The following is a 15,420-nucleotide window of genomic DNA, read 5'->3' as shown; positions in this document are numbered from 1 at the left end:
ATATAAGGCTAGGTATCATTGGATGAGTTTGCCAAACAAAACAAAGTCCTTTCTGCCAAAGGTGGTACAGAGTAAATGAAGCAGATAGATGGAAGGAAAGATTACATTCTTACCCAGGGAGGTCTGATGGGTACGTGAAGTACACTTCATAACCTACTTAGTGATAAGTAGCTGAACCATCAGAAGTCAGCAGAGGTCATCGTATTAGTTGGTCTAGAACAACTAAAGGACCGAACAATGAAGAGAGAATAGCCCTTGGCATTCATTGAGTCATGCTGAACACAGAAAACGTAGTACATCACTTGAGGGAGGAAGCGGTGAATCCCGTGGGAGACCTCTTGGAGGGTGGAGTGACCACTGGCATAAAGAGAACAGCTATTCACGGAAGTTATAAAAACTTGCGTCAATGATCTTAATTGAACCGCCGTATACGGAACCGTACGTACGGTGGTGTGAGAGGACGGGAGTTAATCGCTCCCTCCTACTCGATTCAGATTCCAATAACGATACTTTGTACCTACATTATACATAATATAGTAAAAAATCTTATAAATTATGAACTTTAAATTGGAATAGTGTATAATATTGTTAAAGAATTAATGGAACGTTATGGGATTATATGAATTTTAAGGGGTGAAAATATGGCGGCAACTGTAAATAATGCATTTAAAGAGTTTATGCGAGATAAGGTCAACTTGGATCCGGACAAAACAAAAACTGCAAGAAAAAGCAGGGACAATCTTATAGATAATATACATAGTTTGGGTTCTAATGAAGATTTTTTCAATTTATATCATGACATTGATATTGCATTTGGCTCATTTGCAAGAAAAACAAAAATAAGACCCTTAGATGATATTGATATAATGATTGGGATTAACGGTGACGGTAGCACTTATTATGATTCAGGCTATGAGGTTAAAATTTATGTAAATGATGATAATTCTCCACAAAAGAGTTGTTGCAATGACAATACTAACATACTCAATTCAACAAAAGTTATTAACAAATTTATAAAAGAACTTAAAAATTTAAACGATTATAAGAAAGCGGAGACCCATAAGAATGGTGCGGCAGCCACCCTTCAACTAAAATCTTATGAATGGAATTTTGATATTGTACCATGTTTTCGAACAACTAAAGAATCTGATGGCCGAGATTATTATTTAATACCAGATGGAAAGGGAAATTGGCAAAAAACAGATCCACGCAAAGATAGGGATAAAGTAACTACTTTGAACCAAAAACATAATGGATTAATGTTAGAGACTATAAGATTGGTAAAGTATTGGAATAGAAGACCTACAATGCCATTGATGCCATCTTATGTATTAGAATGTTTATTACTACAATATTTTGATAGCGTAGATAGTGTAAGTGATTATATTGATTTAAGATTTAGAGATGTTTTATATTATATCAAAGATAACATTTGGTATTCCATTAATGATCCAAAAGAAATTCAAGGAGATTTAAACACACTTACATATGATGAAAAACTGAAAATTTCAAACAAAGCAGAAAGTGATTATGAAAAAGCAAAAGAAGCGATTTCTGCAGAAATAGATGATAAAGATCATGAGAAAGCCATTAAAAAATGGGCTGAAATATTCGGAAGCGAATTTCCAGAATATAGCGAGGATTAGATGGATATGGATAGTAGTAATGATATTAATATAAAGCAAAACACCGAAGAAATTCTTTTATATTTGTTTGCCCAGAGGAAATTGTACTCATTGAGTAAAAGAGCACTTCATATAATGTTTTTTGTTAATCTTATTTTTTATGTTTTAGGATTAATCAATACGATTCAGAGCAATAATTATTTTAAAGCGATATATGTTATTTGGGGGGTAACTTTTTGTATATTATATATTAGAGAAGGTGAAAGAATAAATACTGCTGCTACAATGCAGGAACTTATAGACAGAAAATTATATGGGTTCGATACATACGCTCCTTTTCTGAAAGTGACGAGCCTGCATAAAATAGCATTGGAATTAAAAACAAAGTTTCCAAAAGAGTTTATTGAACAAACAAGTCGTAATGGGCAGCAAAAAGGGGTTAAGGATTGGTATTCAGATGTATCAGGAGTTTCTATTGAAAAAGCAATTATACTTTGTCAAATAGAAAATAGTGATTGGGAAACTCAACTAAGAATGAAGTATCAAAAACTAAATATATTATTGCTTGTAATTTTGCTATCAGTATATGTTGTTATTTTTTGGAATAATAGTGTAGAAAATTTAATAATAAAACTATACCCCATATTAACAATTGTAGTAGATAGACTTTCTTATATATATAAGAACTATAAAAACATTAAAAGTAGTAAAGATATTAACGATAGCCTATATCAAATTTATGAAAACATTGAGGAATTCACCAAAGAAGACATTTTAAATAAAGCCAAAGAGATTCAACATTGTATTTATGAAAGAAGAAAAAACTTTTCTCCCATTCCCAATTTATTCTATCACCTAAATAGGGAGAAGTATCAAAGTTATTCGAACCAGTATATTTTGGATCTAAAGGAAAAACTAAAAAAGTAGGCCATGGTAATGTTCATACTACACTTCTTTATTTAAATCCGAGTAGAGAATCAATGAGAAATAAAATTAACCAATTAAATTAAATATCGTGCCAGTCAAATTGGAATCCGAATCCGATTCAACTCCCCCCCCAACAAGTCGTGGCCCACTCAGACCAGTATGCGTCATTCAAGACAACCATTGCAAAATCACCTTCTACCCCGGTGTCAAACCTCAATTACTTCAAGCTGTTATCAAGGAGTTGAATCGAAATGATTCATGATTTTATAAAATGCAAAAATGCTAACACTACATAACTTCTAAACAAATTTTAATGTAACGGAGTAGGTTCTTGTTACAAGAATAAATTGTCCGACGTTATTTTCAACGATAAAAGTTTATATAATCACATTTTCATTCGGCTATGTCTGACGTAAAATAAGAAATATTCTTTTTTTACGATTTGTCTGACATTGTTAACTGAATAATGTCTTTAATGGTTGATAAATAAGCTTTTTGTTAGGAAGATTACGTCATAAAAATTTTCATTGTAATGATTTTAGTAGTGATACTTTTATTTGAAACGAAAGACGTTTTATTTTCTTCTTAATAAAAATATTCCCATTTTGGGGATTTTTAAATATTGTATGTGGATTGTTAGTGAGTTTCGTATGTCAGCCAATCAACCAATTTCCAACTACGGCTGTTTTCGGTGATTGTTAATCCGTGCATTTGAAACGCTGAGAGGATTTCTTCTCTGTAGTTTAGCCAATGTCGATTCATGAAGTTTTTGATTGCTGTTGAGTTTGTTATTTTGCCGACTGGCTGGGGTAAAATGATATCTTCTTTTTTAATAATTTCTACTAATTTATTTGCATACATTATCGCTTTTTCTTTTACTTTGTCGCTATCTATTACTGTTCTGCTATCAAAATGGAACGTCACTTTATTCATTCCGCATCGTTCAAAGAGACCTTTCAACTCATATAGAAAATGAAGTTGCTTTGTTGCAATATAGATGTTTACCTTTTTCGTTTTTGGCTCATTCAAATTTCGGATATTGCTGGGTTGATCGTTCTAAAAAATCCAACGAATATGTTCTGCAAAATGTAGAGAGCATCAGTGCAGTTGTGGAAGAAACAGCGGCAGGAAGTGAAGAAATCTCTGCCTCCACTCAGGAACAGAAAAATTCCATTAGTAAAATGGTGGAAAAAGTGTCTTCGTTAAGAGAACTGACCGAATCCTTAAATGCAACGATGTCTCAATTTAAACTGAAAGAATAGCAGATTGGGTGCCGGACGTCTGCACCCGATCGTGATTGAACAAAACATGTCGAAGAAAAGATCTACTGAAAGGTCTCTCACGAGGCTTTTCTTTTTTTAGTTTCTTAGCGGAATGGATCTTCCTCCGTTTTTTGTTTGCAACATCGTTCCGGCTGCCGCCTGGCTAATTGGCAAGAAAGGTGATAAAACTTCATTCATTTTGATAGAAGTGATTTATAATATGTATGAAAGATTAGGTATTTTAAGAAAAATATACAAAATCCGACATCCTCAAGGAAATGCAAGAGTGGATAAATGGAAATCTTTTGCTGTTTGCGGCAAGGATTGAACCGATGTTGATTTCGAAGTTGGATACATAAGCAGGGCACATTATTCATTTCTTACAGCGCGAAGCCGCAAGAGAATCAATCCGCTGCAATACTTTTTCTCGCTAAGCTGTTTGCGATGAAAAAGAGGCGATACAACGAAGAAGAACTGAGAAATGAAGCAATATAAGACATGATTTTTGCGATAGGAGGAAAAATGAATATTCGCAAGCTGATTATTCCCATTTCTTGTCTTGCACTTACGCTTATTATTGGTACATTCGGCTATATGTGGACAGAGCACCTGTCTTTTTTTGATGCGGTATGGCTGACGGTTGTTTCTGTGCTGACGATCGGCTACGGGGATATGACACCGGCGACGATTCAAGGGAAGATTTTTACCCTGATTATTATTCCGGTTGCGATTGGGATTGTGACGTATATTTTGGCCCGATTTGCTAGTGCGGTGATTGACGGGAAATGGGCGGATGAGGTGAAACGAAGAAAAATGAACCATAAGATTGATCAACTGGAACATCATATTATTGTATGCGGTTTGGGAAGAGTCGGCAAACAAGTGGTTGCTCAATTAAAACGGGAACATCAGCCGATTGTAGCGGTGGAAAAAAACGAGCAAATATTAGAAAAAACAGAAGATCTTCTTTATGTGAACGGAGATGCCACCGATGATGATGTTCTCATCGCGGCCGGCATTGAACGGGCTTCTTGTATTGTCATCACGCTGCCAAGCGATACCGATAACGTGTTTATTACGCTCACGGCACGAGGAATCAATCCGAATATCCTCATTGTAACGAGGGCGGAGAAAGAAGAGGCGGAAAAAAAGTTATACAGTGCCGGTGCGGATAAAGTGATTAACACCTCCAGCATCGGCGGAAAACGAATGGCGATGTCCGTATTGAAACCGGTCAGCATGGAATTAGTGGATACCCTTTTGCAAGATTCAGAAGGAGCCTATAATGTGGAAGAAATCGTGCTGAGAGAAGATTCCAAACTGGTCAATCAAACGTTAAAGCAATCGAAACTCCGTCAAGTGTGCGGGGTCACCATTGTGGCCATCAAGCGGGGAAATACGATCATCAGCAACCCGAAACCAGATGAACAACTGTTGGCCAATGATTTATTGATTGTCTTTGGCAGAGAGGATCAGCTGCGGAAATTCGAACAATTGTGATGCGACCTTATCACCCGCCGGAATTTTTCCGCGTATGTGCTCTTAATAATTGAAGTTGTTACGTTAAACCGTTCACTTTATTGTGTTTGGACTCTCGCTTGACGGTTCGGCATTCATGGAACTGACCCCTGAAAAAGAATGGAGTAGATTCTTGAACAAAGGCAGACAATAAAGAGGAAGAGTTAGATAAGGAGAGAATTGTTTTTGAAAAAAATCATTTTATTCAGTGCTTTCTTTCTTATTTGTTTGGGGTGGACAGATCAAACGAATGCGAAAACCATTTTAAATGCACCCTATATTCAGCAAATGCCCCAATTGCCTCGCGGCTGTGAGGTCACATCTCTGGCGATGCTTTTGCAGCACGCAGGAGTGAAAGTGGACAAAATGACATTGGCCAAGCAAGTGGAAAAAGTTCCTTTTCGTCAAAACGGCCTCTACGGCAATCCGTACGAAGGATTTGTCGGAAATATGTACACGTTCACACAAAGCGGCTACGGGGTCTATTATCCCCTCATTTATGAATTGGCTCAAAAATATATACACGATCGGGCTGTCAATTTATCGAATAAAGATCTAAAGACGATTTATCAATTTATCGATCGCGGTGCCCCGGTTTGGGTCATTGTCAATTCGAAATTTAAAAAGCTCCCTTCTTCTGAGTTTCGTATTTGGAATACTAGAAAAGGCAAAGTTGCCATTACCTATCGGGAACATTCCGTTCTTATAACGGGGTATGACGATCGTTATATCTATATCAATGATCCTCTGTACCATCGCAAAAATCGTGCGGTCAACAGGAAAAGCTTCGAAGCGGCCTGGATACAAATGGGCAGACAAGCGATCAGTTATCTGCCAAAACCGAATTGGAAGAAAGAGTTGAAAAATGGACAGATAGGGAAAGTGACGATTTTAAAACCGATACAGCTCCAAAGCAAGAATGAAGCAGGTCAGCTCAAGTTCGTCCGAATGCTTTACCCATATGAGACCTATCGAGTGTACAGCTACAGCAAAGACAACGGAGGAATGTACCAAGTAGGAAATAATCTTTATGTCAAAGCGTTGCAAGGATATGTTCTATATGAAACGCCTTAGTATGTGTGCCTGTTGTGCTTCGTAAAGTATGCTGAAAAGCTCTGTTTAGGCACTGGTATGTCCTCATTGATCCAGATAATGGCACTATGAAAAATGGATTAGGTCTATTGTCCTTCCGATACAAAAAGTCCTGTAGAAGCTTCTACAGGTTTTTTTCTTGTATTTGAAAGTTTATTTTGTAAGGACAAAAGTAAAGAAGTTTGTTTTTTGAATTTTCTTTCTACAATTTTAAATAGAATAGGAATAACAACCAAATGGAAAAGGAGCGGTTTTATGGCAGTATCCTGTATAGAAGATACGTATAGAGGTCACAATGATAAAAAAGATCCTATTTATTCATCGTTATTATTATGCATGCGTAGGGTAGAGCGAAAAAGGATCTCAAATTTAGCATTTCTTTATCGAGTTTTTGTCGAAAAATTTTTACGATATTTTTAGTATCGTTTTGGGCGTATATTCTATATAATAAAGTTAAACAGCACGTTCGGAAGGAGGAAGGACTATGAACGTCAATGTTTGGGAGTTCATGGGAATTCAAAGGACGGATCAAACTGAATCTGATCGATTGTTGACTTTCATTATGAATAGTATGATCAGCAGTTTATTTCATTGTATGAAATGGTCACCTGCTAATTTTGTTTCGTTCCCCCAAATGGTAAAATACGGAATTGATCTTGACGATGAAAATTCGTATTTTTGGGACTGGATGAATGAGTACGGTATAGGCTATGTAAAAAACATTGGAAAAACGACGTTACCGGATACAGAGGAAATATTAAACTTTTTAACATATAGACAGATGCTTTTAGAGATGGACATTGAAAATGAAATCCATTCTAATCTGTTATTGTCTATTTCTGAATTACTTACAGCACTAAATGAATTTATAACGGGTTGTATGGAATCGTCTGCCACTGATTTAGTAGATGTTTTTGAAGAAACCGTTTTTTTTAATAATAGGCTGAAATCTGATTCGGATCATATAGAATGGGAATTTATATTAAGCTCTGCTGTAAATCAGCAGGGCTTTTGTTATAATTATACAAAAAAAGGAGTGGATATTATTGGATAATCAACAGGCTTACGAGTTGTATACATTGGCTAAAACAAAAATTCAGTTAATAGAAGCAAGTCTTGAATCTGTACATATAGACAAGATGAAACCGTTTAAAAAGGGGAAATATGTAAATGAAATTGTTTTAGGAAAGCGCTTAGAACCAATTAGTGAAAAAGAAGTTAACACTTTTTTAAAAACCGTTGTGAATAGTAGGGAAGAGGGTAGTGGTGATATAGTATTAAAAATCGAAATTGTATACAAAGGACGTTTTAAGGCTAATACTTCTGCTTCAACAGAAAAATTAGAATACTGGACAGATATACAAACGGTTCCACAGTTATTGCCATATACTCGTAGTTTAATAACTTCTTTAACTTCTCATATGCTAATCGCACCAATTGTGTTACCAACGATGGATATCTTGGAATCAATGAAACTGAATCATGAAAATCAATCGGTCGGTGAGTAAATTGAATGCTTTGATGCGAATACAATTCTGCCATTCAGATTATCCATACCCTAATCTTGAACCAACGGCAAAAAAGATTGCCGAATTTTTATTTACTTATAGAAGTCAATTTAGGCCTTTTTGTGAGTTTATGAGGATCAGCAGTACATGGACGCTTGATAATTATAAAACAAAACTCCAAAGATGGTCTCAAGCCATAGCTCCTAATCGCAAAAAAGCAGCTCCAGATACTTTACAATTGATTAATTTAACTCATGAATTCTTTTCAGTGTGCCAAAATGAAGAAGATCGAAAAAAAATGCGCGGGCTAGTTCCGGAAAAGTTATTTGAAAAAGTCTTTAGTTTAAGGCACAGTGGTAAAAAAGGTGTTTTTGGATATGGGGTAATGGTAGTGGTTGATGGCAAACCGGTAAAATATATTCCGTCGTTTTCTTATAAAAAAGAAGATGACAGCGATGTTTATCGGCAAACGGTCGATGCTGGATTTTGGGATGGAGAAGTGGGAGAGTTTGCAGAGGTTAAATTCAGCCCAGAAGCCTTCCATACGAAAGACATTAAATATTTACAGTTACTAGCAAATGAGTTAAATACTGCAGGTCTCAATTATTCGATATTGTTGGTATCTTTTGATAATAAAGAATTAATACGCTTTAAGTTACAGCGTCTAGGTTTATGGAAAAAGGAGCATTCATTTTATTTAATTGGACGAGATGAGTTATTCCAATGGGGGATGAATTCTTAAAAGATGACTATAATGGAAAATAAAAATAAAGTGTAGATAGTAGAGATTCATCTTTTATACAAAGAATGGAAATAATATAGGAACAAAAGTATAATATAAGAAAGGAGGGATGTTTGATGATAGATGTTGTTCAAGTAAACCGAAGATCGATGTTTCAAAAAGTTCTTGTGACGTTTGTGATTTCTTTATTATTCGCAACGGTCGGTATGTATGCAGGGAAATTTGTTCCTCCGGTATTGATGTTTCCGTTGGCCGTAGCGGAATTTGTCATGATTTTCGCAGCGTTTTTGTTAAGAAGAAGCAAAAGCGTCGGCTATACGTTTGTTTATGTTTTTACCTTCCTTTCCGGAATCACCACTTATCCGATCGTGAGCCATTATATTTCCGCAGCTGGTGCGCAAGTTGTTTTGATGGCTTTTGGTTCGACATTCGGGATATTTGCCGTCATGGGCTTGATCGGGGCCGTCACTAAAAAAGATTTATCGTTCTTGAGCACCATTTTGTTTGTCGCCTTATTAGCGTTAGTGTTCATTAGTATCTTTAATATTTTTAGCCCGTTAACTTCCGGTGGAATGCTCGCATACTCGGTCATCGGGTCCATCGTTTTCTCTCTTTATATACTTTTTGATTTCAACCAAATGAAACACCATCACATTACGGAAGAAATGGTTCCGTTATTAACATTATCTCTGTATTTGGATTTCATTAACTTATTTATCAATATTCTTCAAATCCTCGGCATTTGGCAAAGCAAAGATTAGGCTGCTTTCGCGGCCTGCAATATGTCAAAAGCTCTACAGAGAAATCTCTGTGGGGCTTTTCCTTTATGTGCGCCCGGCATGTACATGAACTATAGGGTGTAAGTCCCGACCCCCGAAGACAGAAGTAGAGGTTAGCCAAGAGCAAGGGTGTCCGTGGTGACGCGGAATCTGAAGGAAGCTGGAGGCAAAACACCGGACCGAGGAACACGAACCTCATATAAGGCTAGGTATGATGGAGTGAGTTTGCATAACAAAACAAAGCTCTTTCTGTCGAAGGTCATATCGAGTAAATGAGGCGGATAGATGGTGTGAAAGTGCATGTACTTACCCGGGGAGGTCTGGCGGATATGTGAAGTACTCTTCATAACCTACTTAGTGATAAGTAGCTGAACCGTCAGAAGTCAGCAGAGGTCATAGTATTAGTTGGTCTAGAACAACTAAGAAGGACCGAACAATTAAGAGAGAATAGCCCTTGGTATTCAGTGAGTCATGATGAACACAGAAAACGTAGTACCTCACTTGAGGGAGGAAGCGGTGAATCCCGTGGGAGACCTCTTGGAGGGTGGAGTGACCACTGGCATAAAGAGAACAGCTATTCACGGAAGTTATAAAGACTTGCGTCAATGATCTTAATTGAACCGCCGTATACGGAACCGTACGTACGGTGGTGTGAGAGGACGGGGGTTAATCACCATACCCGTCAAGTTAGCGGTATAAAATTTTTTAGGATGATACGCATGTTCGAAAAATCAATCAAAGGATGAAGAGAAAACCAAATGCTGGGCATGCCAAATAACCCTCAAGAAGAGGGTTATTTGGCAATTATATCCATGACCCACACTACCATATCCCCAATTTCTTTAAAAGATCCGATACCGTTTCCTCTCCTTTCCTTCGGTCTTTCCTCGCGTGTTTCCTTAACAGAGACAGGAGAGATGGAAGGGCGGTTTCCATCGCTTGGGGATGCAAAAGAAACCGATGCCAATACGATTGGAGGATATTAAGCGCTTTCCATTCACTGATCTCGATTCCCTCCCGTTGATGCCAATACCTTCGGGCTTGGAACAGAAGAGTCTGCGTGACTAAAATGGCAATCAATGTCCCATATAAGTGGCATTCGAATCGTTCCTTCTTCATCTTTTTGACACGGTCAAGATCAAATAAGGATTTCCAGCCCTTAAATAACAGCTCCACTTGCCAGCGCAGCGAATACAGCTCATAAACTTGTTGCGCATCAAACGATTCTTGTGGTAAATTGGTCAGTAAGATGTGATATTTCTTTTGTTCAAGGGTTTGGCGTGACAGCGCCTTCCCTTTCTTTTTTTCCTTTTTCCGCACGTACGCCAGCCGTTTTTCCCATTCTTCCGCCGTGAGACGGCGAAAAATCAGACGCGGAACATACAGGCGTTGGTGTCCGATATACACGTGTTCCACTTCCACGGCTTCCCCCTCGCCCAATCGATTTCCTATCGATTCCCAATCCCATTCGTGCCACTCCCCGTCCTGCTTGATATAGACTTTGATATCGGAACGCAACCGGGTAATATAATAAGCACCTCGAGCATCAATCTCCGCCAGCGTGGCGAGTGAAAAAAACCCCAGATCCCGAATGCAAAGGTCATTCGGTAAAATCGTGTGCTGGGTATGATAAGCAAAACGGGCATCGGAATCATTGGCCTGTTGGACGCACAGCTGAAGACAGGTTCCCGATAACAGCTCATACTCAAATTGGATTTTGGCGCCAGATGAAACCGAACCTTGATAGTCCTCACCATAGTCGGTCGGAAGTAAAAAACTGGTAGAGTCTAAGATCCGCAGACGGGTGAAACAAGCGCGATACGTTTCGGTGATGGAAGAGAGTGCCGGACGTTGATGCATCAGGAGAGTAAAAAAGACCTCTTTTAAAAACGCCACGGCACGAGGCGTAAACCGCTGATTCAGTCCTTCATTCGAGAGAGAGCAATCATGCCAGAGCGCCAAATCGGCACACAACCGCTGAAGCGACTGACAGGCGAGCGATCCGTCTCCCCAAGCACATAGCGTCAGAAAGGCTTCCGCTGTTAATGAACGCTGCCGCTGAATGAATCCGACTTTCCGTGCCAGACGAGTCAGTTCTTCATAGGAGAAGAGTTGACGAATCGTTTTTATCCATGCCTTCATCTTTTTTTCCATCAAAAAATAATCCTTTCCAACGATGATTTTCGTTAGAAAGGATACCATGTTTTTGGCGCTGAAAAAAGATCAAATTCTTAACTTGATGGCTATGGGGTTAATCACCCCCTCCTACTCGATTCGCGTTCGCTGATATGACGCAAGGTTTAAAAGGAAGTATGGTCATAATAAAGAGATCCTGAAATTTCTAATAAGGAAAGGTGCGGAAATGAGAAAAGATCGTTTTTTCTCCCATCAGCTGGTTCAATCGTATCTTGATGATGTGTGCAAAAGGCTGCATGATTTGCCTCCAGGTGTAAAACACCCCTTTATTCAAAAGGTTCGTTCTGATTTATATGAAAAGGCATTGGAAAAAGAAAAGAAAGGGGTTAGTCCGGAAGAAATTCCTCAGAGTGTGTTAATGGAATTTTTGTCTCCGAATGAATTGGCGGCTGATCTTTTAAAAGAGTATGATAGGGAAGATTTGAATCATCATGTCATAAAGCTCAGCTACTCCACCGTGTTAGCCACAGGTTCTTTTGGGGCTCTTTCGGTGCCCATTTTGTTAGGGTTCATCAATGTTTCTGCCATTTTGCCTTTTGTGATCGGATTTATTATAGGGAATATCTATCTCCTATTCGGAAAGTTCACGTGGAATAGAACCCTTCTCTCTCATTTTCAAAAAACGATGAGATTCATCCCTTGGATGTTTGTGCTGCCTTTTGTTCTCTTTGCGGTCCGCACCATGATCGTCCGACAAATCGATCTGTTTTCTTTCTATTATTTAGTGGGGTATCTTGTCGTGTCTATTTTATATATTCGATTTCTTAAAATGTTGCCCAAACATCAAGAAACCAACAAGGATTTATCGCTGTAAACCAATCATATTGCGGGCATCTAAAGGACTTTGCAAATTTATATTATTCAAAAAATTATGATGTTTAGAAATCGGATCGTATACACCTGGCCGCTCCGGTTCCTCTCATCGCTATATGGATGGAGTGAGGGCCAGGTGTTGATCGGTATTCTCATTATTTCCCGCGGAATAACTGTCTTGGCAAAAGAGAAGAGAGAAAGTAGCCGCCAAAGAGCAGATAGACCGGAATAATCGGAACGCGGTAGCGTTGTCCACCGACGAGTAGACCGAGGGAAGTCAAAACGGCAAATCCCAGTATAAATAAGATCAGAAATAAAATTTCCAGCCGCATTTTCTTTTCTTTCCATAAACTCCAGATGATTCCGGCTATGCTGATGAAGAGAGTCATCCAATCGAGGGCGTCAATCCCTTGGAAGAACAGGCCGGTTTTCAGCACAAGCCGTTTGATCGTTTCGCCGGGGTAAGAGAGCATGTAATGAACGGCTTTTTCTTTTAACAACTCGCTTTTTTCTGATAAGCTCAATCGGCTGTATGAAAAATACTCAGGCTCTACAAATTGGTCGACGATGGTCGTTGCAAAGAACGCCACTTTCGTATGAGGATTATTGGCGATATATAGATTTTGCCCGCTATAGTTTTCCAAAAGCACAAATTTCCCGTGAAGAGACCAGTTGTGAAGCCCATTGGCGGCTAAACAAACAACGGGAATCAAAAAGGCGAGAATCGTCGCGGCTCGCAATTTTTTTGTCCGCCAATATAGGAGCCATAACAGGCCGAGCAGCAAAAACACATACATAAGATGAGGCCGGAATAATAAGCTAGTCGACAAAAGCGCTACGGACGTTATCAGCCATTTTGTTTTCTTTTCGTCGCGAATAAAGCGCAAGATGCTGTATAGGATCAAGAGAATAAACGTAATAAAAAGCGTTTCTGTCAGCAAATATTGCGGACCGTTCAACAACAAGACAGGATGAACAGCATACAGAAGCCCGGCCGCCATGCCCGATTTGAAACGGTGAAACAATTGTTCTCCCAAAAAGGCAAGAAGGACGCCGTTGAATCCGTAAACGACATACTGAAAAAGAATAAAAAGTTTAGCGCTGTGGAAAAACGCAAACGGCACTAAAAAAATGGAGAACAGCGGGGGCACAATAATGTCCTCTTTGCGGACGGTGTTGATCATCCCGTTTCCCTTGACGAAATTTTCGGCTATATTAAAATAAAGCTGACCATCCGGAGTAATGCGAAAGAATTGTTTTCCGGTTTGATATAAATAAAAAAGTAGTATTGCTTCTGTAAGAAGAAACAAGAATACATAACCGATTATGTTTCGTTTATGAATCGTTGGCATATGGAGATCCTTTCTATTGTCATTTTTCATTTGCATTATATCATGAAAATTCTGCTTTGAATTTACAGAGCCGGAGGATTTTGTCTTATGGAAAAAATCTTGATCATCATCCCTGCCTACAACGAAGAGGACACGATACACCATACTGTAAACCGGCTTCGAAACTCCTGCAGCTATGATTTTATTGTCGTGAATGATGGGTCCACCGATCGGACGGAAGAAATTTTAAACGAACATCAAATTCCCCATATCAGTCTGGCGGCGAATCTTGGAATCGGCGGAGCGATGCAAACCGGCTATATTTATGCGTACAGGAACGGATACGATTATGCGATCCAATTGGATGCCGACGGCCAACATGATCCGAAAGACTTGGAAAAATTAGTGCAGGCCATCACCGGCTCCGATTACGATATGGTCATCGGGTCTCGATTTGTGGAAAAAACCGGGTATAAAGGCAGTTGGATCAGGAGATTGGGCATTTATTATTTTTATTATATGTTAAAATGGATTGCTCACATTAAAGTAACCGATCCGACATCGGGCTACCGCATTGTCAACCGCAAAGTAATGAAAGAGTTTGTCCGCCACTATCCGGTTGACTATCCGGAAGTGGAAGTATTGGTGAAATTGGCGCACCGGCATTTCAAAATAAAAGAGATTAAAGTGGAAATGAATGAACGGCAAGGCGGACGATCTTCCATTACACCGTTTCGATCCATTTACTATATGTTAAAAGTCACGTTTTTTTCTTTAATTCGATCGGTTTTTTAAAGGAGCGTTATGTATATGGGGTTTGTGCAAATCATTTCGATTGTCATGGCCATGTTGTTTTTCGTGCAAGTCGTGTGGCTGACTTCCAAAAATAAACTGCAGGATCAGCAGGCGTTCCTTTGGCTGGTTTTGTCTGTTGCGGCGATCTTGATTGCATGTTTGCTTCCGGTTTTAAATCGATTGGCACGGGCCGTTGGCATTTCGTATATGCCGTCTTTTATTTTTGTGGCGGCTTTTTTCGTCGTGCTGACTTTGCTGATGTATCATACGATTGTTTTATCCAAACAGCAGGCAAAGTTGACCAAAGTCATTCAAGAACTGGCCTATGTAGAAAAAGAACTGGAAGATCTGAAACATTCGCTCAGAGCGGAAAAGGAGGAACGCCATGACGCCGATTAATTTTGTGCTGATATTGGTCAACACTCTCATATTGGTGAGCGGACAATTTTTATGGAAATACGGGATGATGAAAAGCGGCCAAAGTTTTTCCTCTCTTTTGGGGATTTTGAAGCTGCTGCTATCGCCGTATATATTGACCGGTTTGATTTTGTACGGGGCTGCTACGGTGTTGTGGCTGTTTATTTTATCGAAAGTTCCGTTAAGCGTGGCGTACCCGATCCAATCGCTTGCCTACGTGTTTGCATTGTTTGGGGCCTATTTCTTATTCGGAGAAACGTTGACAAGTTGGAAAATAGCAGGCGTGCTGCTCATTGTGGCAGGCGTAGCCATGATTAGCGTTCATAGCGGAAGATAACCAAGAAAAAGACGAGGGAGCAGCTCCTCGTCTTTTGTCTTTTGGATGAATCTTAATAGTGTCCTGAAAAGCAAGTGA

Annotated in this window: 16 protein-coding genes; 13 read left to right on the top strand and 3 right to left on the bottom strand. The window is 39.0% G+C overall.

Annotation, left to right across the window (positions count from 1 at the left end; all coding sequences use genetic code 11):
- Window positions 1–641: 641 nt before the first annotated feature.
- Both N1I86_RS07480 and N1I86_RS07475 read left to right on the top strand, forming a co-directional pair.
- Window positions 642–1,646: a nucleotidyltransferase gene (locus tag N1I86_RS07480; protein ID WP_341095750.1), complete on the top strand. Its 1,005-nt coding sequence runs from the start codon at window positions 642–644 to the stop codon at window positions 1,644–1,646.
- Window positions 1,647–1,652: 6 nt separating this feature from the next.
- Window positions 1,653–2,552, top strand: a complete 900-nt coding sequence (locus N1I86_RS07475) for an S-4TM family putative pore-forming effector (RefSeq protein WP_340436138.1) — start codon at window positions 1,653–1,655, stop codon at window positions 2,550–2,552.
- Between the two features lie 636 nt (window positions 2,553–3,188).
- Here N1I86_RS07475 and N1I86_RS07470 read toward each other — a convergent pair.
- Complete coding sequence (locus N1I86_RS07470) at window positions 3,189–3,485, bottom strand: hypothetical protein (protein ID WP_341095748.1); 297 nt, start codon at window positions 3,483–3,485, stop codon at window positions 3,189–3,191.
- Between the two features lie 53 nt (window positions 3,486–3,538).
- On the opposite strand from N1I86_RS07470, the gene N1I86_RS07465 reads away from it, so the two are divergent.
- The 7 genes from N1I86_RS07465 to N1I86_RS07435 all read left to right on the top strand — a co-directional run bounded on the left by N1I86_RS07465 (window position 3,539) and on the right by N1I86_RS07435 (window position 9,435).
- The gene (locus N1I86_RS07465; RefSeq protein WP_341095747.1) at window positions 3,539–3,814 is read left to right on the top strand and encodes a hypothetical protein; all 276 of its coding nucleotides are present in this window, start codon (window positions 3,539–3,541) and stop codon (window positions 3,812–3,814) included.
- Between the two features lie 522 nt (window positions 3,815–4,336).
- Window positions 4,337–5,314 carry a potassium channel family protein gene (locus N1I86_RS07460; RefSeq protein ID WP_341095744.1) on the top strand — a complete coding sequence of 326 codons (978 nt, stop codon included), beginning with the start codon at window positions 4,337–4,339 and terminating at the stop codon, window positions 5,312–5,314.
- 204 nt (window positions 5,315–5,518) lie between these two features.
- Window positions 5,519–6,406: a C39 family peptidase gene (locus N1I86_RS07455; protein WP_341095742.1), complete on the top strand. Its 888-nt coding sequence runs from the start codon at window positions 5,519–5,521 to the stop codon at window positions 6,404–6,406.
- A gap of 502 nt (window positions 6,407–6,908) precedes the next feature.
- Window positions 6,909–7,478, top strand: coding sequence for a hypothetical protein (locus N1I86_RS07450; protein ID WP_003353007.1), 570 nt, complete (start codon window positions 6,909–6,911; stop codon window positions 7,476–7,478).
- Complete coding sequence (locus N1I86_RS07445) at window positions 7,471–7,932, top strand: protein-export chaperone SecB (RefSeq protein WP_003353006.1); 462 nt, start codon at window positions 7,471–7,473, stop codon at window positions 7,930–7,932. The genes N1I86_RS07450 and N1I86_RS07445 overlap by 8 nt, the downstream gene beginning before the upstream one ends.
- A gap of 1 nt (window position 7,933) precedes the next feature.
- Window positions 7,934–8,674: a hypothetical protein gene (locus tag N1I86_RS07440; protein WP_341095739.1), complete on the top strand. Its 741-nt coding sequence runs from the start codon at window positions 7,934–7,936 to the stop codon at window positions 8,672–8,674.
- A gap of 116 nt (window positions 8,675–8,790) precedes the next feature.
- Window positions 8,791–9,435, top strand: a complete 645-nt coding sequence (locus N1I86_RS07435; RefSeq protein WP_003353004.1) for a Bax inhibitor-1/YccA family protein — start codon at window positions 8,791–8,793, stop codon at window positions 9,433–9,435.
- 840 nt (window positions 9,436–10,275) lie between these two features.
- Here the strand turns inward: N1I86_RS07435 and N1I86_RS07430 are convergent.
- The gene (locus tag N1I86_RS07430; protein WP_341094487.1) at window positions 10,276–11,607 is read right to left on the bottom strand and encodes an IS4 family transposase; all 1,332 of its coding nucleotides are present in this window, start codon (window positions 11,605–11,607) and stop codon (window positions 10,276–10,278) included.
- A 208-nt stretch (window positions 11,608–11,815) separates the two neighbouring features.
- Between N1I86_RS07430 and N1I86_RS07425 the strand changes: the two genes are divergently transcribed.
- Window positions 11,816–12,463, top strand: coding sequence for a hypothetical protein (locus N1I86_RS07425; RefSeq protein WP_341095737.1), 648 nt, complete (start codon window positions 11,816–11,818; stop codon window positions 12,461–12,463).
- Window positions 12,464–12,617: 154 nt separating this feature from the next.
- Here N1I86_RS07425 and N1I86_RS07420 read toward each other — a convergent pair whose 3' ends face one another.
- Window positions 12,618–13,814, bottom strand: coding sequence for a hypothetical protein (locus tag N1I86_RS07420; RefSeq protein WP_341095734.1), 1,197 nt, complete (start codon window positions 13,812–13,814; stop codon window positions 12,618–12,620).
- Window positions 13,815–13,901: 87 nt separating this feature from the next.
- On the opposite strand from N1I86_RS07420, the gene N1I86_RS07415 reads away from it, so the two are divergent.
- Genes N1I86_RS07415 through N1I86_RS07405 form a run of 3 tightly spaced genes read left to right on the top strand, consistent with a single transcriptional unit; the run spans window position 13,902 to window position 15,342 of the window.
- The gene (locus tag N1I86_RS07415) at window positions 13,902–14,588 is read left to right on the top strand and encodes a glycosyltransferase family 2 protein (protein ID WP_341095732.1); all 687 of its coding nucleotides are present in this window, start codon (window positions 13,902–13,904) and stop codon (window positions 14,586–14,588) included.
- Window positions 14,589–14,603: 15 nt separating this feature from the next.
- Complete coding sequence (locus N1I86_RS07410) at window positions 14,604–14,987, top strand: DUF2304 domain-containing protein (protein WP_003352999.1); 384 nt, start codon at window positions 14,604–14,606, stop codon at window positions 14,985–14,987.
- On the top strand, window positions 14,974–15,342 hold the full coding sequence (locus N1I86_RS07405) for an EamA family transporter (protein WP_341095730.1): 369 nt from the start codon (window positions 14,974–14,976) through the stop codon (window positions 15,340–15,342). Before N1I86_RS07410 ends, N1I86_RS07405 begins: the two co-directional genes overlap by 14 nt.
- Window positions 15,343–15,420: the final 78 nt, after the last annotated feature.

Origin of the sequence: Bacillus sp. FSL W8-0116 (assembly GCF_038003825.1) — a bacterium.
Taxonomy (GTDB): domain Bacteria; phylum Bacillota; class Bacilli; order Bacillales; family DSM-4216; genus Bacillus_O; species Bacillus_O smithii.
The sequence above is the reverse complement of the archived record's forward strand: the minus strand, read 5'-3'. Positions and strand labels throughout refer to the sequence as shown.